The sequence below is a fragment of the Xanthomonas sp. LF02-5 genome, from assembly GCF_034105325.1.
Classification (GTDB): Bacteria; Pseudomonadota; Gammaproteobacteria; order Xanthomonadales; family Xanthomonadaceae; genus Xanthomonas_A; species Xanthomonas_A sontii.
The window spans coordinates 1161103-1186118 of record NZ_JAXGGF010000001.1; the positions used below are offsets into that span (position 1 = coordinate 1161103).

Annotated in this window: 18 protein-coding genes; 11 read left to right on the forward strand and 7 right to left on the reverse strand. The window is 65.4% G+C overall.

The annotated features are described in order from the left end of the window. Positions 1 to 237 precede the first annotated feature (237 nt). Positions 238 to 3114: a TonB-dependent receptor gene (locus tag SLW52_RS05085; protein ID WP_320739254.1), complete on the forward strand. Its 2877-nt coding sequence runs from the start codon at positions 238 to 240 to the stop codon at positions 3112 to 3114. Between the two features lie 330 nt (positions 3115 to 3444). On the opposite strand, the gene SLW52_RS05090 is transcribed toward SLW52_RS05085, so the two are convergent. Together SLW52_RS05090 and SLW52_RS05095 are read right to left on the reverse strand one after the other, a co-directional pair. Continuing rightward, a complete protein-coding gene (locus tag SLW52_RS05090; RefSeq protein ID WP_320739252.1) occupies positions 3445 to 4467 on the reverse strand; it encodes an Ldh family oxidoreductase in 1023 nt (340 codons plus the stop codon). Positions 4468 to 4652: 185 nt separating this feature from the next. Then, positions 4653 to 4859 carry a hypothetical protein gene (locus tag SLW52_RS05095; protein WP_320739251.1) on the reverse strand — a complete coding sequence of 69 codons (207 nt, stop codon included), beginning with the start codon at positions 4857 to 4859 and terminating at the stop codon, positions 4653 to 4655. A gap of 81 nt (positions 4860 to 4940) precedes the next feature. Here SLW52_RS05095 and SLW52_RS05100 point away from each other — a divergent pair, with 81 nt between their 5' ends. The 4 genes from SLW52_RS05100 to SLW52_RS05115 all read left to right on the forward strand — a co-directional run bounded on the left by SLW52_RS05100 (position 4941) and on the right by SLW52_RS05115 (position 11222). Further along, on the forward strand, positions 4941 to 9092 hold the full coding sequence (locus tag SLW52_RS05100; protein ID WP_320739716.1) for an RHS repeat protein: 4152 nt from the start codon (positions 4941 to 4943) through the stop codon (positions 9090 to 9092). 64 nt (positions 9093 to 9156) lie between these two features. Next, complete coding sequence (locus SLW52_RS05105; RefSeq protein WP_320739249.1) at positions 9157 to 9474, forward strand: hypothetical protein; 318 nt, start codon at positions 9157 to 9159, stop codon at positions 9472 to 9474. Positions 9475 to 9738: 264 nt separating this feature from the next. Beyond that, the gene (locus SLW52_RS05110) at positions 9739 to 10710 is read left to right on the forward strand and encodes an RHS repeat-associated core domain-containing protein (protein ID WP_320739247.1); all 972 of its coding nucleotides are present in this window, start codon (positions 9739 to 9741) and stop codon (positions 10708 to 10710) included. Beyond that, positions 10707 to 11222: an OmpA family protein gene (locus tag SLW52_RS05115; RefSeq protein ID WP_320739245.1), complete on the forward strand. Its 516-nt coding sequence runs from the start codon at positions 10707 to 10709 to the stop codon at positions 11220 to 11222. The genes SLW52_RS05110 and SLW52_RS05115 overlap by 4 nt, the downstream gene beginning before the upstream one ends. A 319-nt stretch (positions 11223 to 11541) precedes the next feature. Here the strand turns inward: SLW52_RS05115 and htpG are convergent, their stop codons facing one another. Then, positions 11542 to 13446: a molecular chaperone HtpG gene (gene htpG / locus SLW52_RS05120; protein ID WP_320739243.1), complete on the reverse strand. Its 1905-nt coding sequence runs from the start codon at positions 13444 to 13446 to the stop codon at positions 11542 to 11544. Between the two features lie 222 nt (positions 13447 to 13668). Between htpG and rsmD the strand changes: the two genes are divergently transcribed. The 6 genes from rsmD (at position 13669) to SLW52_RS05150 (ending at position 18527) form a co-directional block, all read left to right on the forward strand. Beyond that, positions 13669 to 14274 (forward strand): 16S rRNA (guanine(966)-N(2))-methyltransferase RsmD, encoded by a 606-nt coding sequence (rsmD, locus tag SLW52_RS05125; protein WP_148829329.1) that lies wholly within the window; start codon positions 13669 to 13671, stop codon positions 14272 to 14274. Further along, positions 14271 to 14777, forward strand: a complete 507-nt coding sequence (coaD, locus tag SLW52_RS05130) for a pantetheine-phosphate adenylyltransferase (protein WP_010342036.1) — start codon at positions 14271 to 14273, stop codon at positions 14775 to 14777. Before rsmD ends, coaD begins: the two co-directional genes overlap by 4 nt. A gap of 40 nt (positions 14778 to 14817) precedes the next feature. Further along, on the forward strand, positions 14818 to 15312 hold the full coding sequence (locus SLW52_RS05135) for a hypothetical protein (RefSeq protein WP_010342035.1): 495 nt from the start codon (positions 14818 to 14820) through the stop codon (positions 15310 to 15312). A gap of 225 nt (positions 15313 to 15537) precedes the next feature. Continuing rightward, positions 15538 to 15822: a YfhL family 4Fe-4S dicluster ferredoxin gene (locus tag SLW52_RS05140; protein ID WP_017908325.1), complete on the forward strand. Its 285-nt coding sequence runs from the start codon at positions 15538 to 15540 to the stop codon at positions 15820 to 15822. Then, positions 15819 to 17579 (forward strand): gamma-glutamyltransferase, encoded by a 1761-nt coding sequence (gene ggt / locus SLW52_RS05145; RefSeq protein ID WP_295916547.1) that lies wholly within the window; start codon positions 15819 to 15821, stop codon positions 17577 to 17579. The genes SLW52_RS05140 and ggt overlap by 4 nt, the downstream gene beginning before the upstream one ends. Before the next feature lie 54 nt (positions 17580 to 17633). Continuing rightward, positions 17634 to 18527 (forward strand): MBL fold metallo-hydrolase, encoded by an 894-nt coding sequence (locus SLW52_RS05150; protein WP_295916545.1) that lies wholly within the window; start codon positions 17634 to 17636, stop codon positions 18525 to 18527. Between the two features lie 15 nt (positions 18528 to 18542). On the opposite strand, the gene SLW52_RS05155 is transcribed toward SLW52_RS05150, so the two are convergent. Genes SLW52_RS05155 through SLW52_RS05170 form a run of 4 tightly spaced genes read right to left on the reverse strand, consistent with a single transcriptional unit; the run spans position 18543 to position 25013 of the window. Further along, complete coding sequence (locus tag SLW52_RS05155) at positions 18543 to 19985, reverse strand: heavy metal sensor histidine kinase (RefSeq protein WP_320739241.1); 1443 nt, start codon at positions 19983 to 19985, stop codon at positions 18543 to 18545. Then, the gene (locus SLW52_RS05160; protein ID WP_152243549.1) at positions 19982 to 20665 is read right to left on the reverse strand and encodes a heavy metal response regulator transcription factor; all 684 of its coding nucleotides are present in this window, start codon (positions 20663 to 20665) and stop codon (positions 19982 to 19984) included. Before SLW52_RS05160 ends, SLW52_RS05155 begins: the two co-directional genes overlap by 4 nt. Continuing rightward, entirely contained in the window at positions 20662 to 23814 is a 3153-nt protein-coding gene (locus SLW52_RS05165) for an efflux RND transporter permease subunit (protein ID WP_320739240.1), read from the reverse strand. The genes SLW52_RS05160 and SLW52_RS05165 overlap by 4 nt, the downstream gene beginning before the upstream one ends. Beyond that, positions 23811 to 25013: an efflux RND transporter periplasmic adaptor subunit gene (locus SLW52_RS05170; RefSeq protein WP_320739239.1), complete on the reverse strand. Its 1203-nt coding sequence runs from the start codon at positions 25011 to 25013 to the stop codon at positions 23811 to 23813. The genes SLW52_RS05165 and SLW52_RS05170 overlap by 4 nt, the downstream gene beginning before the upstream one ends. Positions 25014 to 25016 lie beyond the last annotated feature (3 nt).

Here is a 25016-nt window from a genome sequence, read left to right on the forward strand (position 1 = left end):
CCGCCATCGTCGTCGGACGTCATCGTAGCAGCGGGGAGCCGCGCACGGCCGTGCGCGCAGGAGATCGGCCTCCCCGTTGTGCGCCAGGCCGTCGTGGTCCGGTGCAGGCACGCCACCGCAGGCGCCGCGCAGGCGCCACCGTCCAGCAGGTCCGTCCGTCGGCATGGCGCCGGCATGGCGTCGTTCGGCCTGCGTTTCTGCATCGTTCCCGTCTCGCCATCGTCCAGGAGTTCGCCCATGTCGTTTTCGCAGCCACGTCCTTCCTTCCGCCATGCCGCAACGCCGCTGGCGCTGGCGGTCGCCACCGCCTTGTCGCTGGGCAGCGCGGCAGCGGCGCAGGCGCAGGAGGCGAGTGCCGACAGCGCCACCCAGACCCTGGACAGCATCGTGGTCACCGGCTCGCGCCTGCGCCGCGTCGATACCGAAACCGCCAACCCGGTGGTGACCATCAGCCGCGCGCAGATCGAAGCCACCGGCAAGGCGACGCTCGGCGACCTGGTGCAGGAACTGCCGTCGATCGCCGGCAACGCCACCAATCCCAACACCAACAACGGCGGCGGCACCGGCGCCTCGGTGATCTCGCTGCGCGGCCTCGGCGACAAGCGCACCCTGGTCCTGGTCAACGGCACGCGCCTGGCCAGCAACGACGTCAACGCGATCCCGGCGACCATGATCGAGCGGGTGGAAGTGCTCAGCGACGGCGCCTCGGCGGTGTACGGCTCGGACGCGATCGGCGGCGTGGTCAACTTCATCCTGCGCAAGGGCTTCGACGGCGTCGAGGCCAGCGCCGACTTCGGCACCAGTTCGCGCAGCGACGGCAACCGCCGCAACTTCTCGCTCACCGCCGGCAAGACCGGCGAGCGCGGCAGCATCGTCGCCGGCCTGTCCTACCACGACATCGATCCTGTCTCGGCGGGCGCGCGCGCCTACTCCAAGGACGCGCTGTCGCTGATCGACGGCGTCGGGGTGAAGCAGGGCTCCTCGGCCACGCCGACCGGCAGCATCAGCTTCAACGACGGCTCTGCCGCGGCCAAGGCGCTGGCGGCCAGCAACGGCTGTTCGCGGGTCACCTTCAACGGCGGCAGCAGCAGCCCCACCAACGCCAGCCAGTACCACTGCTACGTCGCTTCCACCGATTCCTACAACTACCAGCCGTACAACCTGCTGCAGACCCCGCAGGAACGCACCAACGCCTTCGTGCTCGGCAGCTATCGCTTCAACGATCACCTGGAAGGCTACGTCAACACCTATTTCAGCAAGACCACCTCGTCCTCGATCATCGCGCCGATCCCGATCTTCGCCAACGGCGACAACTTCCTGGTCTCCTCCGCCAGCTACTACAACCCGTTCGGGGTCAACTTCGGCACCGACCGCAGCACCGGCACCTCGTACAACAACTTCAACACCCGCGCCACGGTGCTGGGCAACCGGCGCTACGAGTACAACACCTACAATTTCCAGATCAATCCGGGCCTGCGCGGCAGCTTTGGCGACAGTTCCTGGCAGTGGGATGCCAGCCTCAACTACGGCAAGGTCAAGCAGAAGTCGATCAACTACGGCTTCCTCGACTACGCCGGCTTCAATGCCGCGGTGGGGCCGTCGTTCCTGGCCGCCGACGGCACGGTCAAGTGCGGCAGCGCCGGCGCGCCGATCGCCGGCTGCACCCCGATCGACGTGTTCAACCTCAACGCCGCCAGCAACAAGGCCGCGCTGGAAGCGCTGGTGGTCAATCCGATCGTCACCAACGTCTATACGGTCAAGCAGTTCGAGGCCAACGCCAACGGCGAGCTGTTCGCACTGTCGGCCGGCACCGCGAGCCTGGCCGTCGGTGTCTCCTATCGCAAGGAAAGCACCAGTACCGCCGCCGATCCGCTGTGGACCGGCGACGAGAACGGCATGTGCGGCGTGCTCGAGTACTGCGCCTCGGTGCTCGGCGGCAGCTTCAGCGTCAAGGAAGCCTATGCCGAAGCGTTGTTCCCGCTGCTGGCCGGCCTGCCCGGCGTGCACTCGCTCAACCTGACCGTGGGCAGCCGCTTCTCCGACTACGACACTGTCGGCAGCAAGACCAACAGCAAGGTCTCGCTGGAGTATCGCCCGATCGAGAACCTGCTGCTGCGCGGCACCGCCTCGCAGGTGTTCCGCGCGCCCAACATCGGCGAGCTGTATGCCGGCGTGGCCGGCGACTCGCCGTCGGTCACCGACCCGTGCAATGGCTATACCGGCGGCCATGCCGCGGCCTGCGCCAACGTGCCCACCGATGGCAGCTACCAGCAGGCCGACAACCAGGTCGGCGCCAAGGCCTCCGGCGCGGCAGTGGCGGGCTACCAGCTCAAGCCGGAGACCGGCATGTCCTACGACTTCGGCGTGGTCTACGACCCGGGCTGGGTCGAGGGCCTGTCGATGAGCGCGGACCTGTGGAAGATCAACCTCAAGGACACCATCACCCAGGTCTCGGCACAGACCGTGCTCAACCAGTGCTATGCCAACGACGCCAGTGCGTTCTGCGCGCTGATCCACCGCAACGACAACGGCACCGTCAACTACATCGCCGAGCCCACCGTGAACCTCGGCAAGCTGTGGGCCAGCGGCGCGGACTTCAGCCTCACCTACCGCCTGCCGGACACCGCCTGGGGCAACTTCAGCGCCGGCCTCAATGGCACCTACGTGATCCGCTACGACATCAACCCCGACACCACCGACGCCAGCACCGTCACCATCCACAACGCCGGCAAGTACACCTACGCCTACGGCAACTTCCCGCGCTGGCGCGCACTGGGCACGCTGAACTGGAACCTGGGCGACTGGAGCGCGTCGTGGCGTGTCCGCTACATCGGCCGCACCGAGATCGGCAGCGCCGATACCCGCCAGAGCCTGTCGGCCGATGCCGACCAGCCCGCCGTGGTCCGCGACATCGGCGCCTACGTCTACCACAGCGTGCAGGTGGGCTATCAGGTCAAGCCGTGGAAGACGCGTTTCGAAGTCGGCGTGGACAACCTGGCCGACCGGCAGCCGCCGCTGTACTACGCCAACAACGTCACCAACGCCAACACCGACGTGGCCACCTACGATCTGCTCGGCCGCTACTACTGGGCGCGGGCGACGGTGAAGTTCTGAGGCGGAGCCTGCTTGCGCAGGCGAGTAGGTGACAGTGCCGTGGCGGGTGGAGCCCGCCGCGGTATGCTCGGCCAGGCGCGATTCCACCTGCTAGCGAGATTCCAGGTCGGCGGTAATGCCGTTCCTGCCCGCGGATCGTGCGGGCGGGGCGCTTGCTCACCCGCATCTGGCGCGCGCATGACACGAGCACACGATGCGCTGAAGCTCAATTGTAGAAGCGACTTCAGCCGCGACGCCTCACCAGTAATGCCGGTCGCGGCTGACGCCGCCTCTATGCGACAACGGCATGTCCCGCTGAGTCGCGTTGAAGCGCGTTACCAATAGTCTTCTTCAGTCGAGCAAGGCCAGCAGATCCTGATGCAGGGCCTGCGGAATCCGCACGCCTTCGCTGCGGCTGCGTTCCCGCGCCTGGTAACGGCGTTGCGACGGCAAGCGTGCCCCGGTGGCCTCGTAGGCCGCAAAAAAGGCTTCCGCACGGGCCAGGTGTGCGGCGCGGTCGGCGCCAAGAAAGCGCGCCGGATCCATGGCCAGAATCAGTTCGCCATGGTAGGGCGAAGCACCGGCGCCAGCATCGTGGGCCAGCGATTCGGCGCTGGTGAGGTCGCCGATCAGCGGCCCGGCGATCAGTTCGATCATCGCTGACAGCGCGGACCCCTTGTGCCCGCCGAAGGTCAGCATCGCGCCGCCGTCGGCGACTGCGGCCGGATCGGTGGTCGGCGCGCCCGCCGCGTCCACACCCCAGCCTTCGGGAATCGGCTGGCCGGCGCGCCGGCGCAGCTCGATCTCGCCGCGCGCTACCGCACTGGTGGCGAAGTCGAACACGAACGGCGGCGCGTCCACGCGCGGCCAGCCGAACGCCAGCGGGTTGGTGCCCAGCAGCGGCGTGCGCCCGCCGGCCGGCGTCACCCAGGCATGGCTGGGATTGCAGATCAGCGCGACCAGCCCGGTCTCGGTGATGCGCTCGACTTCCGGCCACAGCGCAGAGAAATGCACGCAATGGTTGATCGCCAGCGCCGCCAGCCCATTGCCACGGGCCTTCTCGATCAACAACGGCAGGCCGCGCTCGAACGCCAGCAGCGAGAACCCGCCGCGCGCATCGACCCGCACGATACCGGGCGCATGATCGTGCACGGCAGGCTCGGCATCGCCCACCACCTTGCCGTTGCGCAGCGTCGCCACGCAGCCGAGCGTCCGGTACAACCCGTGCGAGGCGCAGCCGTCGCGTTCGCCGGCGACGATGGTGTGGGTGAGCGCCTGCACGTGCGCCGGGCTGAAGCCGGCGTGGGAGAGGATGCGGTCGACCAGGGTGGTGGCTTGGTCCAGGGACAGGGTGACGGCGGGCTTGACGGTCATTGAGAAAAAGTGAGCGTTGGGGTGCATCAAATTCTCGCCCGAACTTCGCTTGGTGAGAACTTTGGAAGTTTAGTTTGCAACTAGACGCTTCATCCGCGACTGGCCAACTGGCGCGCGGACATCGCCTTGAGCTTGGAAGACGGTTTGATGACTGACGGCTCAAGGCTGCTGAGCCGGTAGCCTAGTCACTTCTCTATGACGGAGGCGACGCCGCTCCTCAGGCACCAAAAAAATTTCTTGACAGCTATCCCTGAAATAACTCGATAATTTAGCGAGGTCATCATCTGGCCTTGCAGCGGATTTCCTTCGGCCGACCCTATCGCGCTATTGCGCGAGGAGTGCTCGTGCTTTTTCGCAATCTCGTCATCGCGATGCTTGCGGTTGTAGAGCATCGCGTTCGTTCATGAAATTCGGCCGGCAACGGGCTGGAAGGGAAGAGGCAAGCGATGGTCAGAGCAAGGCTGGTGATCGGCATGGTGTTGCTATGCCTGGGTGCTCGTGCGTACGCGTCTGACGACGTTGCGCCCTACGAGGAATACGAAAAGAAGATCAAGGCATCGCAAGTAGTCGGGCCACTGAAAGGCGACATCTTCGGCGAGAACATTAGTTTGTACGACCGTAGTGTCAGCTTCCGCGCTACGGATGTGAGTGTGCCCGGCAACAACGCGCTGCCCGTCGCGGTCGGGCGCGAGTTCAAAGTCATGAACCGGCGCCAGGAGTATGTGGCGAAAGGGTTTGGTGACTGGGAAATCGACACGCCGCGGGTATACGGCGAGTTCTCGGCCGAGAGAGGGTGGGTCACGACCAGCAGTTCGCCTACCGCGCGCTGCTCAATACCGAGTCGGCCAGATGCGGCGATGACGGTCAACGGTATCACCTATGCCGGTACTGCCGATGACGTTTGGCATGGCTATTACCTGCATGTGCCCGGTGCTGGCGAGCAGGAACTTCTCGTCGACAATCAAACCAAGACGCCGCGCCCCACCGATGGCGCAAACCGTCCCTGGATCACCAAGGATGGCTGGCGTCTGGGCTGCCTGACCAACGTCAGTAACTACGCAGGGGAGGGGTTTCTCGCCATCTCTCCAGCGGGGGTTAAGTACTACTTCGACTATGCCATTGCGATTTCGATCAAACCTTACTCTGTTCCCCAGCTCGGGGGCGAAGTCGCTCGGACGCGTATTGCACTGATGGCCAGTCGCATCGAGGATCGCTTCGGCAACTGGGTGACGTACAGTTACTCGGGCGACAAGTTGTCTTCGATCCAAGCTAGCGATGGTCGGTCGATCGCGCTCAATTACAACGGCGATTTGATCAGCAGCATTCAGGCCAGTGGCCAGACCTGGACTTATGGCTACGAGTTCAGTACAGCCTACCCGACGCAGCAGGGCGCCTATCGCCTGAAGACCGTGACCCAGCCCGATGGATCGCAGTGGACCTACAGCATCGCCAGCGGCAATATGCTGCCCACGCGTGAGTCGCCGGCTGACGGCGGTCCCAAGAAATGCATATCAGAGCCGGACGCGATGAACGGTGCCGTATCCCTGCAGATCACTCATCCTTCGGGTGCTGTGGGACTGTTTGCTTTCACGTACACGAGGCAGTATCGCACCCACACCCCGATCCACCCCTGCGACTACGTTGGGAAGCCAGCGCCAACCCCATACGTGCCTGGCTACCTCGATAACTATGCACTTGGGTCGAAGACCATCACCGGCCCTGGTCTGCCACAGCAGGTTTGGAACTATTGGGGGGATACCCCGCGTTCCAACAATTTCTACACGTCGGGTCAAGCGACCGATCCCTGTCCGACATGCGTTCCGAGCAAGATCGTCAAAATCGTCAACCCTGACGGCACCGCGATTTCCTATGAATTCGGCTTCATGTACGGTCTCAACGATGGCCGCCTGTTGAGTACCACCGTACTGGATGCCAGCGGGAATGTCGTTTCAAAGACGAGTAATACCTATTTCGCCGATGGCGAGGTTGATGCTCAGCCGTTCCCGGCCGAAATGGGCCAGTCTCTGCTCAGGATCCCCAATCCGCTGACCAATGTGCTGCGCCCCCTGCGTAGCAAGACTGTAGTGCAGGACGGTACTTCCTATACCTGGACAGCGAACAGCTTCGATGCCTTTGCGCGGACGCTTAGCGTGACCCGCGCCAGCCCCTGGTATTCGCGTACGGATGCGACCGAGTATTACGACGACCTGGGTAAATGGATCATCGGGCAGCGCGCCAGGAGTACCAACACCGACACCGGTCTGGTGGAGTCCCAGACCAGCTACGACACCAATGCGATGCCCTCGCAGCGCTGGTCGTTCGGCAAGCTGCGCTTGACACTTGGCTACAACGGCGATGGCACGTTGGCTACCGTCAAGGACGGCAACAACAACACGACCACCGTGTCCAGTTGGAAGCGCGGCGTTCCGCAATCGATCCGTTATCCGGATGGCACCACCGACGCTGCAACGGTCAACGACAGCGGCTGGATCACCGCGACCACCGACGAGAACGGCTACAGCACCAACTATGGCTACGACGCGATGGGCCGACTGGCGAGCATCGCCTATCCGGCCAACGACACTGTGGCCTGGGCTTCCACCACGCAAGCGTTCGAGCAGGTCGGCACCAGCGAGTACGGACTGGCCGCGCGGCATTGGCGGCAGACCGTCGCCACCGGCAATGCGCGCAAGGTGACGTACTTCGACGCATTGTGGCAGCCGATGTTGACGCGCGAGTTCGATGCCGGCAACGAAGCCGCTACCCAACGCTTCCTGAGGTTCACCTACGATCAAGACGGCCGCGCGACGTTTGCCTCGTACCCTGGGACCAGCGACGCATTGAGTACCGGGACTTGGACCAGATACGACGCGCTCGGGCGCAAGACCTCGGTTTCCCAGGACAGCGAACAGGGTGGGGCGTTGACCACCTCGACAGAGTATTTGGCAGGCAACCAAACCCGTGTGACTGATCCACGCGGCAACAAGACCTTGACGGGCTACCACATTTTTGATCAGCCCGATTACACGACGCCGGTCTGGATTCAACATCCAGAAGGTGCCTACACCGACATCAGTCGCGACATCTTCGGCAAGCCCCTGTCCATCCGCCGCCGTGATGCCAATAGCACCGTGTCGGTAACGCGCAGTTACGTCTACGACGGCTACCAGCAGCTGTGCAAGACGGTGGAACCCGAAACCGGCGCCACCGCCAATGGCTACGATGCTGCAGGCAACCTGGTTTGGAGCGCGGCGGGCTTGTCCCTGCCCAGCACGTCATCGTGCGATGCGGATACCGCCTTTGCCTCTGGCCGCCGAGTCGACCGCAGCTACGACGTGCGTAACCGCATCAAGACGTTGAGCTTCCCGGACGGCAACGGCAACCAGGCGTGGAGCTACTGGCCGGATGGGGCGGCCAAGCAGATCACCACCACCAACAACGGCGTCGCCACCTACAACAGCTACGCCTACAACAAGCGTCGCCTGCTGATCGCCGAAAGCCAGGGCCAAGCCGATGGCGAGACCTGGGCGCTGGGCTACGCCTACGATGCCAATGGCCACCTCGCCGCGCATCGCTATCCGTCGGGGCAGACGGTGGACTACGCGCCCAATGCCCTGGGCCAACCGACCGAGGCCGGCAGCTATGCCACCGGCGTGAGCTACTACCCGAATGGCGCGATCAAGCAGTTCACCTACGGCAACGGCATCGTCCACACCATGACGCAGAACGCGCGTCAGTTGCCGGATACCAGCCAGGATGCCTACGGCGGCACGGCGTTCCTCAGCGACGGCTACGACTACGATGCCAATGGCAACGTTGCCGCGATCAGTGACGGCGCCACTGGTCGTGGTGGACGCGGCAATCGCGATATGACCTATGACGGGTTGGATCGCCTGATTTCCACCAAGTCGGCGATGTTCGGTTCCACACCCGCAAGCTACAGCTACGACGTCCTCGACAACCTGATCCATGTTGTGGCACCCGGTCGGGACCAGTACTACTGCTACGACGCAAACTGGCAGCTCACCAACGTCAAGACCAGCGGTTGCGGCGGCAGCACGGTGATCGGCATGAGCTACGACCCGCAGGGTAATCTCAGTAACAAGAACGGCCAGGCCTTCGTGTTCGACTACGGCAACCGCCTGCGCCAGGCGACCGGCAAGGAGACCTATCGCTACGACGGCAACGGCCGCCGCACGTTGGCGCTGCAGAGCGCCGGCAACATCGGCTCGCTCTACGACCAGTCAGGGGCGTTACGCTTCCAGAAGAACCAGCGCCAGTCCAAGTCTACGGATTACATCCTGCTGAGCGGCAGCCTGGTCGCCGAGGCCGACTGGCCGCTGGGACAGACGCTCTCGGTCAAGGACTACGTCAACTGGAACGTGGTCTCCGGCGCGACCCGCTACGTGGTGGAAGAGAGCGTGGACGGCGTGACCTGGACTACGGTGTACGACGGCAACCAGAGCAATTGGACTTCGTTGGCCAGGCCGGCAGGGACCTATTCGTATCGCGTGACGGCATGCACCGCGGACGGCAACTGCACTGCGGCTTCGAACGTGACGCATGACCAGCGGCCTGCGGTGGATATCGTGCCGTTGCTGTATCAATTGCTATTGAACGGTTGAAGGTTGCGGTGCCGGAAGAACGGCATCCGCAATCTAATCTTTAATTTCTTGATGGGAGAATTTTATGCGTTTGATCTTGATGTTGGGATGTGCGCTGTTCTGGATGTCTTACAGCGATTTGGCGAGTGCCTTGCAGATCATCACGGGCAAGGTGACGCAGATCGAAGCGACCTACATGCCTACCCAGATCCCTTTTCTCTTGAGCGAGGGAAATGCCACGTGCCCGGCCGGAAAACCAGTTTATTGGGCAAAGGATCAGGAGAATAACAAGGCGATTTACGCGACGTTGATGTCGGCGTTTGTCAGCGGGAAGCGCGTGACCTTGATCATGGATGACAACGATGCGTCGTGCACTGGAAAGTTCATCTATGTGGTCGATTAAAATTGCTAGGGCACAAGCCAGGCAGCTATCTAGAAAAAGCAGCAATTAACGGAAGAGAAAAAAACTATGAGAACTACATGGGCCCCGTTGTTGTTGCTTGCTAGTCTGAGTGGGTCAGCGTCGGCAAACGAGTCGATGCAGAACGTAGATTTCGTTGGGTACATTGCGCCGTAAATTTGCTAGGGAAGCGTTGTCGATCCGACGTTTACGAGAAACGTCGACTCTACATCGCGCATCTATGGTTCCAACTCGCAAGGACGAGTGATGTCAAATTTCCAGGGGATTCGTGCGGCAATGCACCTGATGGCTGCAGCCGCCCTTTCATTGCTCATCGCCTTTGGCGTCTCGGCGCAGACGGTCCGTTACATTCATACTGATGGGCTGGGGTCTGTTGTGTTGGTGACGGACAAAGATCGCAATATTATAGAGCGAAGGGAGTACGAGCCGTACGGGAATATAGCGAATCAGCCCCTGGTGGATGGGCCAGGCTATACTGGTCATGTTATGGATGCGGCGACCGGGTTGGCTTACATGCAACAGCGCTATTACGACCCGATTATTGGGCGGTTTTTGTCAGTTGATCCGGTTGCAGCGACTACAAAGCCAGGGCAGAACTTCAATCGTTATTGGTATGGGGAAAATAATCCCTATAAGTTCTTTGATCCGGACGGGCGCTATGTATGTGTAGGCGGCCATTCGGAGTGCTATAACTTTGACAATGCAATGGAGAATGCTAGAAAAGCTTCTCAAAGCAGCAATTTGTCTGAAGGCCAGAAAGATGCTCTTGCAGCTTCTGCTAAATTCTTTGGTCAAAAAGGAGATTCGAAAATAGAGGTTTCATTTGGAGATCTTCACGGTGCTGCTGCCAATATAAACACTGACAGAGATGGGAGGGGAAGTGTTACGTTTGATCTGAAGGCCATTGCTGGAAAAGATCCGGATGTTTCGGATATCGTAAACAGCTTGGCAATGAGGGCGTTGCATGAGGGCGATCATGGGGTGCGTATTGTCCAGTATGGATACCCAGACTCTAGGGCTGTTCGTCTGGATAGAGAGAGGGACGGCTATCGTGCTGAAGCTTATTATCAAAGGGCATCCGGATTTCTTAAGAACTCGAATAACCTTTGGGGATACTGGAATCCAGGTGATGGAATCGATAATAAGGCAATTGAGGCAAGGGCAAACTATTCTGTATTTTCGGCCTGTAAGGGTTCAAATGAGGGGAGTTGTCGATGAATTTGTTGGGTTTGAATGAGTTAAAAGTATTTTTTTTAGTTTGTGCCTTTTTTATGGCATCATCTTGCGCGTCGTTTTTGTCGGTTGAAAAATCTGAAAAATATGGTGGGGAAATTGGTTTTTCCGACCCGGGTGATTTTAAGGGTGTTAACTTTAAGCCTGGCGAGCCATCGATTAATGAGTCACTCTTGAGTGCATTATCGGAGTTGAGTGATCAGAAAGCGCTTGAAGATGATCTTTTACTTCTGAAGATGATGCCGGATAATATTAATTTGCGGGTCTTGGGGTTTACTGATTCAGTGGAATGTCGCGAATATGATTGTGTTGATCTGTCGTTGAGGCGGGCGCGGGCTTTGCACGAATGGTTGCTAAATAACGGCGTATCAAAATTCCGACTTTCAGAGCCTTATGGTTTTGGCAGTGCTAGGCCTGTTGGTGACAACAAAACCGAAGAGGGGCGTGCACGAAATAGGCGGGCGTATATTAGTTATGAAGATGTTTCGTTGAAGTGATGTTCGGTTATTGTGCTGCGTTAGGTGATGCATATTGTTCTGTAAGTGCCAATTATGGCTGGTGTAAGCATGGGGATCTCTCTATGCGCGCCAAATGTGCGCGATGCTCAAATCGTTCGTGATATCTAGGGCGGCGCGCCGCGAATCCGCTAAGAGCGGTTTTTTTAATCGCTATCAGTTACGAATAGGCGTCGCGGCTGCTTCTTTCTGGTCCGAGCGTGGACTGCGCGGCGCCCACCAATATATTCCTATGAAGTTTGAAAAGAGCGAAGCCGACAAAAAATGCCGGCTTCGTCTTTTATTGACAACACGTCATTGCCTACACCGACAACTCCAACAACAACTTGTTGAGCCGCCGCACATACGCCGCCGGGTCCTTGAGGCTGTCGCCCGCAGCCAGCGCCGCCTGATCGAACAGCACCTTCGCCAGATCGCCGAAGCGCTCGCCATCGGCTTCCGCATCCAGCTTCTCGATCAGCGGGTGCGCGGGGTTGAACTCGAACACCGGCTTGCTCTCGGGTAGCTTCTGGCCGCTGGCTTCCAGGATCTGCCGCATCTGCAGGCCCAGGTCGCCCTGGCCGATGGCCAGGATCGCCGGGGAGTCGGTCAGGCGGTGCGAGACGCGGACTTCGGAGACGTCGTCCTTGAGCACGTTCTGGATGCGCTCGACCAGGCCCTGCTTGGCCTTGGCGGCTTCTTCCTTGGCCTGCTTCTCTTCTTCACTGTCGAGCTTGCCCAGGTCCAGGTCGCCGCGCGCCACGTCGACGAAGGACTTGCCGTCGAACTCGGTGAGGTAGCTCATCAGCCACTCGTCGATGCGGTCGGTGAGCAGCAGCACTTCGATGCCCTTCTTGCGGAACACTTCCAGGTGCGGGCTGTCCTTGATCTGCGCGTAGCTCTCGCCGGTCAGGTAGTACAGCTTGTCCTGGCCTTCCTGCATCCGCGCCACGTAGTCGGCCAGCGAGACGTTCTGCGCGCCGTCGCTGCCGTGGGTGGAGGCGAAGCGCAGCAGGCCGGCGATCTTCTCGCGGTTGCCGAAGTCCTCGGCCGGGCCTTCCTTCAGCACCTGGCCGAAGTTCTTCCACACGCCCTGGTAGCGCTCGGCGTCGTCCTTGGCCAGCTTCTCCAGCATGTCCAGGGCGCGCTTGGTCAGCGCCGACTTCATCGAGTCGATCACCGGGCCGGACTGCAGGATCTCGCGCGAGACGTTCAGCGGCAGGTCGCTGGAATCGACGATGCCCTTGATGAAGCGCAGGTACAGCGGCAGGAACTGCTCGGCCTGGTCCATGATGAAGACGCGCTGCACGTACAGCTTGAGCCCGCGCGAGGCGTCGCGCTGGTACAGGTCGAACGGGGCACGGCCGGGCACGTACAGCAGCGAGGTGTACTCCAGCTTGCCCTCGACCTTGTTGTGGCTCCACGCCACCGGGTTCTCGTGGTCGTGGGCGATGTGCTTGTACAGCTCCTGGTATTCCTCGTCCTTGATCTCGGTGCGCGGACGCGTCCACAGCGCGCTGGCGCGGTTGACCGTCTCCCATTCCGGGGTTTCCGGCTTGTCCTTGTCCTCGCCGTAGTGTTCCTTGTGAAACTCGATGGGCAGCGCGATGTGGTCGGAATACTTGCGCACGATACCGCGCAGCTTCCAGCCGTCGGCGAAGTCCTTCTCGTCGGCCTTCAGGTGCAGCACGATGCGGGTGCCGCGCTCGGCCTTCTCGATGGTGGCGACCTCGAACTCGCCTTCGCCGCGCGAGGACCAGTGCACGCCTTCGCTGGCCGGCAGACCGGCGCGGCGGCTGTACACGTCGACTTGGTCGGCAACGATGAAGGCGCTGTAGAAGCCGACGCCGAACTGGCCGATCAGGTGCGAGTCCTTCTTCTGGTCGCCGGACAGGTGCTTGAGGAATTCGGAGGTGCCGGACTTGGCGATGGTGCCCAGGTGCGCGACGATCTCCTCGCGGCTCATGCCGATGCCGTTGTCGTCGATGGTGACGGTGCCGGCCTCCTTGTCGAAGCCGATGCGGATACGCAGTTGCGCATCGCCATCCAGTAGTTCCGGCTTGACCAGGGCCTCGAAGCGCAGTTTGTCGGCGGCGTCGGAGGCATTGGAGATCAGTTCGCGCAGGAAGATCTCCTTGTTGGAATACAGCGAATGGATCATCAGCTGCAGCAGCTGCTTGACCTCGGTCTGAAAGCCCAGGGTTTCTTTTTGGGTTTCCACGCTCATCGGTAGGTGCTCCATGAAGGATGGGCGGCCGCGCGGAGGAGGGCGCGACTCTGCCGGCCGACATGGTGGCGGCCGCGGCCGGCTTCAAGCGCCTCGCCGCGCATACGCGCGACACCGCGCTGGTCTATGATCCGGACCCCGTTTCCGCGCCACCAATTGCCCACCGCCCATGCCGTTCCTGCGTTCCCCGTCCCGCCTGTCCCGGCCCCTGCGAGGCCGCCGATGAGCCGTCCCGGCGGCGGCCAGGTGCGGATCATCGGTGGGCGCTGGCGCAACACGCGGCTGCCGGTGCCGGACCTGGCCGGGCTGCGCCCGACCTCCGACCGGGTCCGCGAGACCCTGTTCAACTGGCTGCAGCCGGTGCTGCCCGGAGCGCGGGTGCTGGACCTGTTCGCCGGCAGCGGCGCGCTGGGGCTGGAGGCGGTGTCGCGCGGCGCGGCCGGCGCGGTGCTGGTCGAACGCGATCCGGGCCAGGCGGCGCAGTTGCGCGCCACGGTCGCGCGGCTGCAGGCGCAGGACCAGGTGCAGGTGGTGCAGGGCGATGCGCTGCGCTGGCTGGCCGAGGCGCCGGCCGAGGCCCTGGCGGACATCGCCTTCGTCGACCCGCCGTTCGCCGCCGGGCTGTGGGACGCGGTGCTGCAGCGCCTGCCGGCGCGGCTGGCGGCCGATGCCTGGCTGTACCTGGAGTCGCCGGCCGGGCAGGCGCCCGCAGTGCCAGCGTCCTGGGCGCTGTACCGCGAGGGCGGCAGCCGCGAGGTGCGTGCTGCCCTGTACCGGCGCACCGCTGCTACACTTCCCGGCGACCTTCACGCGGTACCCGACGCATGACCGTGGCCCATAGCCGCATCGCCGTCTATCCCGGCACCTTCGATCCGATCACCAACGGCCATATCGATCTGGTCAACCGTGCCGCACCGCTGTTCGAGCAGGTGATCGTGGGCGTGGCGCAGAGCCCGTCCAAGGGGCCGACCCTGCCGCTGGACCTGCGCGTGTCGCTGGCCCGCGAAGCGCTGGCCGGGCACCGCAACGTGGAAGTGCTGGGCTTCGACACCCTGCTGGCGCATTTCGTGCGCTCGGTCGGCGGCGGCGTGCTGCTGCGCGGCCTGCGCGCGGTGTCGGACTTCGAATACGAGTTCCAGATGGCGAGCATGAACCGGCATCTGATCCCGGAGGTGGAGACGCTGTTCCTCACCCCGGCCGAGCAACACAGCTTCATTTCGTCCTCGTTGGTGCGCGAGATCGCGCGCCTGGGCGGGGACGTCTCCGGCTTCGTGCCGCCGTCGGTGGTGCAGGCGCTGGTCCAGGCCCGCCAGGCCGCCGCGCAGCGCTGAGCCGACCACCATTCACTGACGACACAGAGGGAGCCGTTCCATGAACACCACCGCACGCGCGTTGCTGATCGCTTCGCTGGCCCTGGGCTTCACCGCCTGCAAGAAGGAAGAGGCCGCCAAGCCGGCCGCCGACGCGCAGCCCGCGCTGACCGCCCCGGCCAAGGACGACGATGCCGGCTGGAAGAAGTACCTGCAGGAAGTGGCGATCCAGAACATGGGCAACGTCACCAACAGCCCGTTCCTGTACTACCTGCCGCCGGAATCGGATCCGGAGTTCCAGGCCAAGTACGAGCGCCAGGTCGAAAGCGCCACCACCGCCATCGGCCGCGGCATCCAGCCGGGCAACATGCTGGCGTTCGGTTCCTCGGCCTCGGCCAAGATGGCCGACCTGATCGCCGCCGCGTTCGCCAAGGTCGAGGCGAACAGCATGAAGGGTGTGCGCGTGGTCTACATCGGCGCCCCGGCCGACAACGCCCGCGTCGAAGCCGTGGTCAAGCCGACCGGCGCCGACTACATCTTCGTCGAAGCCAAGTAAGCCCTGCGCGGGCCGGCGCGCCGATGCGCGCCGGTCCTGCCATGTCGCGCCGCCCGCAACGGGCGGTCGCGTCGCGAAGTTCCGCTGCGTGCCGCGCCACATCGCGGCAGTTGCCCAAGCCGCTCCGCGCGCTGCATTACAGCGTTCCGCGCCCCGGCGCCGCCTTCGCAGGGCCGTCCCGCCCCGATCCGGTAAACTGCCCGGGTCAGTGCCGAAGTGCGCCACATGTCCCTCAAGATCAACGAGCTCTGCGTCAACTGCGACGTCTGCGAGCCGGCCTGCCCGAATCAGGCCATCGCCATGGGCGAGACGATCTACGTGATCGACCCGGCCCGCTGTACCGAATGCGTCGGCCATTTCGACGAGCCGCAGTGCGTGGTGGTGTGCCCGGTGGAGTGCATCGACCCCGACCCGGCCATCCCGGAGACCCACGCCCAGTTGCTGGCCAAGCTGCAGCGCCTGCAGCGCGACCACCCCGAGTTGTACCCACAGGAGCCCCCCGCCGCATGAGAAGCCTCGTCCGCCGTGTCCTGCTGCTCGCCCTGGTCCTGACGCCGTCGGCGTGGGCCGAGGCACCGGTCGCCGAAGCGACCGCCACCGCGCCGGCCGCGCACCCGCCCGGCGCCGCCATCGCCAGCGGCCACCGCCTGGCCACCGAGGCCGGCCTGCAGATCCTGCGCGAGGGCGGCAATGCCTTCGACGCCGCGGTGGCGGTGTCCTCGACGTTGTCGGTGGTCGAACCGATCAGCTCCGGTCTCGGCGGCGGCGGGTTCTTCCTGCTGCACGACGCCAAGACCGGCAAGGACGTGATGCTGGACGCGCGCGAAACCGCGCCGGAATCGGCGACGCCGGCCGCGTTCCTGGACGCCAAGGGCGAGCTGGACCGCGACCGCTCCATCAACGGCCCGTGGTCGGCCGGCATTCCCGGGCTGCCGGCGGCACTGGTGGAACTGGCGACCAAGCACGGCCGGCTGCCGCTGCGGCAGTCGCTGGCGCCGGCGATCCGCATCGCCCGCGACGGCTTCCCGGTCTACGCACGCATGGCCGAGGGCTATCAGTCGCGGCGCAAGGTGATGGAGCGCTATCCCGGCACCCGCGAGGTCTACCTGCGCAACGGCCGGCCGATCGCGGTGGGCGACGTGTTCAAGCAGCCGGAACTGGCCAACACGCTGCAACTGCTGGCCGAAAAGGGCTTCGACGGTTTCTACCGCGGCGCCACCGCCAAGAAGCTGCTGGCCGGCGTGAAGCAGGCCGGCGGGCGCTGGACCGCGGAGGAGCTGGCCGGCTACACGGTCAAGGAACGCACCCCGATCCGCTTCGACTACAAGGGCTGGACCATCACCACCGCGCCGCCGCCGTCCTCCGGCGGCATCGCCCTGGCCAGCATGCTGCAGATCCTGGAGGGCTACGACCTCAAGACCATGGACCCGGTGCACCGCGTGCACCTGACCGTGGAAGCGATGCGCCGCGCCTACCGCGACCGCACCTTCTTCCTGGGCGACCCGGATTTCACCCACGTGCCGCAGCGCATCCTGCTCAGCAAGGACTATGCGGTGGGCCTGCGCTCGACCATCAACCCGGAGAAGGCTACGCCCAGCGACCTGCTGTCCGGCCAGCCGACCCCGCTGGAAGACGACGAGACCACGCATTTCTCGATCATCGACGGCGAGGGCAACCGCGTCGGCGCCACCCAGACGGTCAACCTGCTGTACGGCTCCGGGCTGATCCCCAAGGGCACCGGCGTGCTGCTCAACAACGAGATGGACGATTTCGCGCTGCGTCCGGGCACGCCCAACGCCTTCGGGGTGATGGGCTACGCGGCCAACGCGCCCAAGCCGGGCAAGCGCCCGCTCAGCTCGATGTCGCCGACCTTCATGGAGAACGCGGACAAGGCGATCGTGCTCGGCACCCCGGGCGGCAGCCGCATCATCACCATGGTGCTGCTCGGCATCCTCGGCTACGACGACGGTCTCACGGCGCAGCAGGTCGCCGCGCTGCCGCGCTACCACCACCAGTGGCTGCCGGACGTGATCGAGGCCGAGACCGGCACCTTCGACGCGGCCACGGCCAAGGGCCTGGAAGCGATGGGGCATACGCTGAAGCTGCCCGGCGACAGCGCCGAGGACGGCCACGGTTCCAGCCACGTCTGGGGCAACCTGCAGACCGTGGAATGGGACAAGCGCCGCAACGTGCTCAGCGGCGGCAGCGACCCGCGCAACGAAGTCGGCAGCGCCGAAGTGCTGCAACTGACAGCGCCGGCGCGCTGAGCCGCACGTCGCCCGCTTTTGCGAATCCCCAATCCCCAATCCCGAATCCCCGCCATGAAACTCTGGTCCATCCAAGGCAACTCGCAGAAACTCGACGGCGGCGCGATGTTCGGCAACGCGCCCAAGGCGATGTGGCAGCAGTGGGCCGCGCCCGACGACGGCAACCGCATCGCGCTGGCCTGCCGCGCGCTGCTGGCCAGTCCGCTGGCCGGCAAGACCGTGCTGTTCGAGACCGGGATCGGCGCGTTCTTCCCGCCGGCGCTGCGCGAGCGCTACGGCGTGCAGGAGGCGCGCCACGTGCTGCTGGAGTCGCTGCAGGACGCCGGCTTCGCACACACCGACATCGACGTGGTGGTGCTGAGCCACCTGCACTTCGATCATGCCGGCGGCCTGCTGGCCGCCTACCGCGAGGGCGCCGCGCCGGAACTGCTGTTTCCCAACGCGCAGTTCCTGGTCGGCGCGGCGCACTGGCAACGCGCGCTGCACCCGCATCCGCGCGATCGCGCCAGCTTCATCCCGGAACTGCCCGGCCTGCTCGAGGCCAGCGGCCGGCTGGAGCTGGTCGACGGCGAGTATTCGCGCGCGCTCGGCGAGGCGGTACGGTTCCGTTTCAGCGACGGCCACACGCCGGGGCTGATGCTGGCCGAGATCGTCGGCCCCGGCCACGGCGAGGATGGCCAGGCGCACGGCGGGGTGGCGTTCTGCGCCGACCTGATCCCGGGCCGCTCCTGGGTGCACGTGCCGATCACCATGGGCTACGACCGCAACGCCGAGCTGCTGATCGACGAGAAGCGCGCATTCCTGGAAGACGCGCTGGCGCGCGACGTGCGCCTGTTCTTCACCCACGATGCGGACTGCGCGCTGGCGCAGTTGCAGCGCGATGCCAAGGGCCGTTTCGTCACCGCGCACGAAGTGCCGGCGCTGCAGGCGCGCGCACTGGCCGCCTGAGCGCGGCGTTGCGGTTTACCAGCGCAGCGCGGCCTGCGCCGGCACGCCGGTAGCGGCGCCGTCCAGCGCTACCGAAAACCCGATCGTGGTGATGCCGTCGCGGTGCTGCGCGAACACGCGCCCGCCGTGCATGCTCGCCACCGCCTTGACGATCGCCAATCCCAGGCCGTGGCTCTCGCGGCTGTTGGCGCGGGCGGCGTCGCCGCGGTAGAAGCGATCGAACAGGCGCTGCAGATGTTCCGGCGCCAGCGCCACGCTGGGATTGGAGAAGGCGATCAGTGCCTCGCCGCCGCGCTGTGCGATCTCCACCACGATCGGCGCGGCGCCGGCCGAATGCGTCGAATGCTGGATCGCGTTGTGCAGCAGGTTGGACAGCGCGCGCCGCAGCAGCGACTTCTCGACCGGCACCACCACGTCGCCGCGCACCTCCACCTGCAGGCCGGCCTCGTCCAGCAGCACCTCGAAGAACTCGACGGTCTTGCCGACTTCCTCGGCCAGCGAGGCGTCCTCGCACTGGCGCGCTCGCTGGCCCTGCTCGGCGCGGGCCAGGAACAGCATGTCGGCGACGATCGCGCGCAGCCGTTCCAGTTCCTCCAGGTTCGACTGCAGTACCTGGCGCAACTGTTGCGCGTCGCGGTGGCGGGTCAGCGCCACCTGGGTCTGGCCGATCAGGCTGGCCAGCGGCGTGCGCAGTTCGTGGGCGACGTCGGCATTGAAGCTTTCCTGCTGCGCATAGGCGGCATCGAGCCGGTCGAAGGCCGCGTTCAACGAGGCGCCCAGGTCTTCCAGTTCGCGCGGCAGCCGCGGCAAGTCCAGGCGCCGCCGGTCGTGCGGGCCGATGCGCTGCGCATCGGCCGACAGCTGTTGCACCGGGCGCAGGCCGAGCTTGGCGGTCCAGTAGCCCAGCGCGCCGACCAGCGCAGTGCCGGCCAGCGTGACCAGCGCCAGGGCGATGTCGAAGCGGCGCCGGGTGAGCGCGAACGGTGTGCTGTCCATCGCCGCGATCAGTTGCACCGGCGGGCGCACCGGCGTGGCCGGCAGCGCCTGGCCGATGGCCTGCCACGATAGCGGCTGCGCGTCGGCAATGCCCAGCGCCTGCGGATCGCCGATGCGCACCAGGCCGCTGCGGCCGCGCGTGGCCGCCGCCATCGCCTCGGCGCCGCGCCCGTAGCGGAACGCCGGATCCTCGCTCCACAGCCAGAAGCGCAGGTCCGGCGCGCTGGAGACGCTGGCCAGGCGCGTGCGCGCATGTGCGGCCAGTTCCTGCGAGCGGCTGTTGACCAGCATGTACTGCACCGCGTCCATGCGCGAGCGCAGTTCCTCGCGCTGGTGGCGGCGCAGTTCGTGCTCCAGCACCTGGTGCAGCACCAGCCCGATCAGGGCGAAGCCGAGCAGCGCGGTGGCCGCGAACAGGCCGGCCAGGCGCAGCGCGATCGAGGGCCGCGCCGGCGCGCTCACCCGCTCGCGTCCTCGCGTTCTTCCAGCACGTAGCCCATGCCGCGCACGGTGTGCAGCAGCGGGGCGTCGAACGGCACGTCGATCTTGGCGCGCAGGCGCTTGATCGCCACTTCCACCACGTTGGTGTTGCTGTCGAAGTTCATGTCCCAGACCATCTCGGCGATCGCGGTCTTGGACAGGATCTCGCCCTGGTGCCGGGCCAGCGTCGCCAGCAGCGCGAATTCCTTGGCGGTCAGGTCCAGCCGCTGCCGGCCGCGCATGGCCTTGCGGCTGATCATGTCGATCTGCAGCTCGCCCACGCGCAGCAGCGTGCTTTCCTGGGCGCGCCCGCGCCGCGCCAGCACCTGTAGCCGCGCCAGCAGTTCGATGAAGGAGAACGGCTTGATCAGGTAGTCGTCGGCGCCCTCGCGCAGGCCCTTGACCCGGTCCTCGACGCTGTCGCGCGCGGTGAGCATGATCACCGGCGTGCTCTTCACCGAACGCAGCGAGCGCAGGATGGCGAAGCCGTCCAGGCCCGGCAGCATCGCGTCGAGCACGATCACGTCGAAGTCGTAGTGCAGGGCCAGGTGCTGGCCGTCGATGCCGTCGTAGGCCACGTCGACCGTGCAGCCCTGTTCGCTCAGTCCCTGCTGCAGGTAGTCGGCGGTCTTGCGCTCGTCCTCGACGATCAGCACCTTCATGGCTGCAGCGCCTCCGGCGCGGCAGTGCGTGCGCGACGTGCATGGCGCCGCTGCATGTACCAGCCGTGCAGGCGGTCCAGGTACAGGTACACGATCGGCGTACTGAACAGGGTCAGCAGTTGCGACAGCAGCAGTCCGCCGACCATCGCATAGCCCAGCGGTCGGCGCAGTTCCGAGCCGGCGCCGTGGCCGAGCATCAGCGGCAGGCCGCCGAGCAGCGCACACAGGGTGGTCATCATGATCGGCCGGAAGCGCATCAGGCAGGCCTCGAAGATCGCATCGCGCGAGGACAGCCCGCGTTCGCGTTCGGCATGCAGGGCGAAGTCCACCATCATGATCCCGTTCTTCTTGACGATGCCGATCAGCAGGATGATGCCGATCATCGCGATCACGCTCAAGTCGTAGCCGCCGGCCATCAGGATCAGCAGCGCGCCGACGCCGGCCGAGGGCAGGGTGGAGAGGATGGTCAGCGGGTGGATGTAGCTCTCGTAGAGCAGGCCGAGCACGATATAGACCGCGATCAGCGCCGCCATGATCAGGTACGGCTGGGTGCGCAGCGAGGCGCTGAACGCCTGCGCCGTGCCCTGGAAGCTGCCGCTGAGCGTGGCCGGCACCCGCAGTTGCGCCTGGGTCTGCTGGATCGCGTCCACCGCATCGCCCAGCGCCGCGCCCGGCGCCAGGTTGAAGGAGATGGTCACCGCCGGGAACTGGCCCTGGTGGCTCACCGACAGGTAGCCGGTCTTGCTGGTGTCGAGCGTGGCGAAGGTGGACAGCGGCACCTGCTTGCCGGTCAGCGGCGAGGTCAGGTACAGCCGCTGGAACAGCGACGGATCGCCCTGCAGCGCCGGCGTCACTTCCAGCACCACGTGGTAGCTGTTGAGCTGGGTGAAGTACTGCGCGACCTGGCGCTGGCCGATGGCGTCGTTGATGGTCGCGTCGATCTGCTGCGGGGTGATGCCGAAGCTGGCCGCGCGCTGGCGGTCGATGGTCAGGCTGGCGATCGGCGCGGCGTTCTGCTGGTCCGAGGCGACGTCGGTCAGTTGCGGCAGCGCCCGGAACGCCTTCAGCAGCTGCGGCGCCCAGGTGTTGAGTTCGTCGAGGTTGGCGTCGGTAAGGGTGTACTGGTACTGGGTGCGGGCCAGGCGGCCACCGACGTTGATGTCCTGTCCGGCCTGCATGAACAGGGTGACGCCCTGCACATGCGCCAGGCGCTTGCGCAGCCGCGCGATCACCTGGTCGGCGCTGGCGGTGCGGCCCGCGTCCTTGGGCTTGAGCGCGATCGAGAAGGTGCCGGAGTTGAAGGTGCTGGCGCCGGTCTGCATGCCGAAGGACAGCACGTCCGGATCGCGGCCGATGATGTCGGCCAGTTGCAGCATGCGCGTGCGCATCGCCGCCGAGGACGAATCCTGCGCCGAATCGGCGGTGCCGGAGATGAAGCCGGTGTCCTGCTGCGGGAAGAAGCCCTTGGGCATCACCACGAACAGCGCCACGCTGGTGGCCACGGTCAGCAGGAAGCTGGCCAGGGTCAGCCGCGGATGCCGCAGCACCGTCTCCAGGCCGCGCCGATAGGCCGCCAGCATCGCGTCGAAGCCGCGCTCGAACGCGCGCGCCAGGCGTCCCTGCGCCTGCTCGGCGTGCGGCTTGAGCAGGCGCGCGCACAGCATCGGGGTCAGGGTCAGCGACACCAGCAGCGACACCAGGATGGTCAGGCTCACCGTCACCGCGAACTCGCGGAACAGCCGGCCGACGATGCCGCCCATCAGCAGCAGCGGGATGAATACCGCCACCAGCGACACCGAGATCGAGACCAGGGTGAAGCCGATCTCGGCCGCACCCTGCAGCGCCGCCTGCAACGGCGCCATGCCGTCCTCGATGTGCCGGTAGATGTTCTCCAGCATCACGATGGCGTCGTCCACCACGAAGCCGACCGCGATGGTCAGGCCCATCAGCGACAGGTTGTCCAGGCTGTAGCCGAGCACGTACATCAGCGCGGCGGTGCCGAGGATCGCCAGCGGCACGGTCAGGCTCGGGATCAGGGTGACCACCGCGCTGCGCAGGAACACGAAGATCACCGCCACCACCAGCACGATCGACAGCAGCAGGGTGAACTCCACGTCCCTGACCGAGGCGCGGATGTTCTGCGTGCGGTCGGCGAGGATCTTGACGCTGACGCTGGGCGGGATCGACGCCATCAGCCTGGGCAGCGCAGCCTTGACCTGGTCCACCGTGTCGATGACGTTGGCGCCGGGCTGCTTGGTGATGGCGATCATGATCGCGCGGCCGTCGACGATGCCGCTGCCGGCCGGCGCCGCGGCGCCGGCGAAGCCCCACGCGGCGATCTTGGCGTTCTCCGGCCCGCCCACCGCGGTGCCGACGTCGCGCACGCGGATCGGCGCGCCGTTGCGCCAGGCCAGCACCGCGTCGTTCCAGGCCTGGCTCTGCAGCAGTTGATCGTTGGTGGAGACAGTGAAGGCCTGGCGCGCGCCATCGATCGAGCCGGTGGCCGCGTTCACCGTGGTGGTGGCGATCACCGAGCGGATGTCCTCCAGGCTCAGGCCAAGCGCCGCCAGCTTGGCCGGATCCACCTGCACGCGCACCGCCGGCTTCTGCGCACCGTACAGGTTGACCAGGCCGACCCAGGAGATGCGCGAGATCTGCTGCGCCAGCACGTTGTCGGCGTAGTCGTTGACCTGGGTCAGCGGCAACACCCGCGATTGCACCGCCAGGATCAGCGACGCCGATTCGGCCGGATTGATCTTGCGGAAGCTCGGTGCGCTCGGCAGCGCGCTCGGCAACTGCCCGGACGCGGCGTTGATCGCGGTCTGCACATCGAGCGCGGCAGCGTCGATGTTGCGGTCCAGGTCGAACTGCAGCGTCACCTGGGTCGAGCCGAGCGCGCTGGTCGAGGTCATCTGGCTCAGGCCCGGGATCAGCGACAGCTGCCGCTCCAGTGGCTGCGCCACGTTCGAGGCCATGGTCTGCGGGCTGGCGCCGGGCAGGCTGGCCGAGACCTGGATGGTGGGGAAATCGACCTGCGGCAACGGCGCCACCGGCAGCAGCGGCCAGGCCACCAGGCCCAGCAACAGCAGCGCCATGGCCAGCAGCGAGGTGCCGATCGGGCGTTTGATGAAGGCCGCCGAGACGCTCACGCGTGCGCTCCCGCCGCGGCCGGTTTGGCGTGCCTGGCCGGCTTGGCCTCCACCACCTTCGCCCCCGGATGCAGCCGGTACTGCCCATCCACCACCACGCGCTGGCCGGCCTGCAGGCCCTGGCCGATCACGGTCTCGCCATCGGCCTCGTCCAGCACCTGCACCGGCTGGTCGCGCACGCTGCCGTCGCTGCCGACCACGTACACGAACTCGCCGTCCTGGCTGCGCTGCACGGCCGCGCTCCGCACCACCAGCGCGCCGCTGCGCATGCCCAGGGTGATGCGCGCATCCACCGTCTGTCCCGGCCACAGCGTGTGCCCGGAATTGGGGAAGTGCGCCTTCATCGCGATGGTGCCGGTGCTGGTGTCGATCTGGTTGTTGAGCAGGGCCAGCGTCCCGTGCGCCAGCACCTGTCCGCTGCCGTGCTCGACCGCGTCCACGCCCACGCTGGCCGGCGCGGCCTGCAGTGCGCGGTTGATCTGCTGGAAGGCGCTTTCGGGCAGAGTGAACTGCACGGCGATCGGGTCGATCTGGTTCAGCACCACCAGGCCGCCGGCATCGCTGGCGTGGACGATGTTGCCCGGATCCACCAGGCGCGCGCCGGCGCGGCCGTCGATCGGCGCGCGGATGGTGGTGAAGTCCAGTTGCACCCGCGCGTTGTCGATCGCCGCCGCATCGCTCTGCAGGGTGGCGCGCAGTTGCGTGACCAGGGCCTTCTGCGTGTCCAGGGTCTGGCGGGTGGTGGCGTTGTCCTGCAGCAGTTGCTGGTAGCGCTGCAGGTCGGCCTGCGCATTGCCCAACTGCGCCTTGTCCTTGGCCAGTTGCGCGGTGGCCGCGGCCAGTTGCGCCTGGTCGATGCGCGGATCCAGTCGCGCCAGCACCTGCCCGGCCTTGACGTCCTGGCCTTCGCTGAAGCCCACGGCGATCAGTTGCCCGTCGATGCGCGAGTGCACGGTCACCGAGGCGATCGGCAGCACCGTGCCGATCCCGGTCTGGCGGATCGGCACGTCCTTGCGCAGCACCGGCGCGCTGGTCACCGGCACCGGCGGCGTGGCCTTGGTCGGTGCGTGGCGCGGGCGCAACCACACCGCCAGCAGCAGCGCGACCAGCACTGCGGCGGCGACGAATGGCCAGCGCCGCCGTGGCATGGCATGGCGCGGTGGCGGATCGGCGGGGCGGGTGGGCGCGGCGGTGGACATGGG

Bases quoted from the DNA above. Each gene is read 5' to 3' on its own strand.
- SLW52_RS05150 (WP_295916545.1), top strand. From the start codon at position 17,634: ATGAAACTCTGGTCCATCCAAGGCAACTCGCAGAAACTCGACGGCGGC.
- ggt (WP_295916547.1), top strand. From the start codon at position 15,819: ATGAGAAGCCTCGTCCGCCGTGTCCTGCTGCTCGCCCTGGTCCTGACG.
- rsmD (WP_148829329.1), top strand. From the start codon at position 13,669: ATGAGCCGTCCCGGCGGCGGCCAGGTGCGGATCATCGGTGGGCGCTGG.
- SLW52_RS05100 (WP_320739716.1), top strand. From the start codon at position 4,941: ATGGTGTTGCTATGCCTGGGTGCTCGTGCGTACGCGTCTGACGACGTT.
- SLW52_RS05170 (WP_320739239.1), bottom strand. From the start codon at position 25,013: ATGTCCACCGCCGCGCCCACCCGCCCCGCCGATCCGCCACCGCGCCAT.
- SLW52_RS05110 (WP_320739247.1), top strand. From the start codon at position 9,739: ATGTCAAATTTCCAGGGGATTCGTGCGGCAATGCACCTGATGGCTGCA.
- coaD (WP_010342036.1), top strand. From the start codon at position 14,271: ATGACCGTGGCCCATAGCCGCATCGCCGTCTATCCCGGCACCTTCGAT.
- htpG (WP_320739243.1), bottom strand. From the start codon at position 13,446: ATGAGCGTGGAAACCCAAAAAGAAACCCTGGGCTTTCAGACCGAGGTC.
- SLW52_RS05135 (WP_010342035.1), top strand. From the start codon at position 14,818: ATGAACACCACCGCACGCGCGTTGCTGATCGCTTCGCTGGCCCTGGGC.
- SLW52_RS05140 (WP_017908325.1), top strand. From the start codon at position 15,538: ATGTCCCTCAAGATCAACGAGCTCTGCGTCAACTGCGACGTCTGCGAG.
- SLW52_RS05090 (WP_320739252.1), bottom strand. From the start codon at position 4,467: ATGACCGTCAAGCCCGCCGTCACCCTGTCCCTGGACCAAGCCACCACC.
- SLW52_RS05105 (WP_320739249.1), top strand. From the start codon at position 9,157: ATGCGTTTGATCTTGATGTTGGGATGTGCGCTGTTCTGGATGTCTTAC.
- SLW52_RS05115 (WP_320739245.1), top strand. From the start codon at position 10,707: ATGAATTTGTTGGGTTTGAATGAGTTAAAAGTATTTTTTTTAGTTTGT.
- SLW52_RS05095 (WP_320739251.1), bottom strand. From the start codon at position 4,859: ATGCTCTACAACCGCAAGCATCGCGATGACGAGATTGCGAAAAAGCAC.
- SLW52_RS05160 (WP_152243549.1), bottom strand. From the start codon at position 20,665: ATGAAGGTGCTGATCGTCGAGGACGAGCGCAAGACCGCCGACTACCTG.
- SLW52_RS05085 (WP_320739254.1), top strand. From the start codon at position 238: ATGTCGTTTTCGCAGCCACGTCCTTCCTTCCGCCATGCCGCAACGCCG.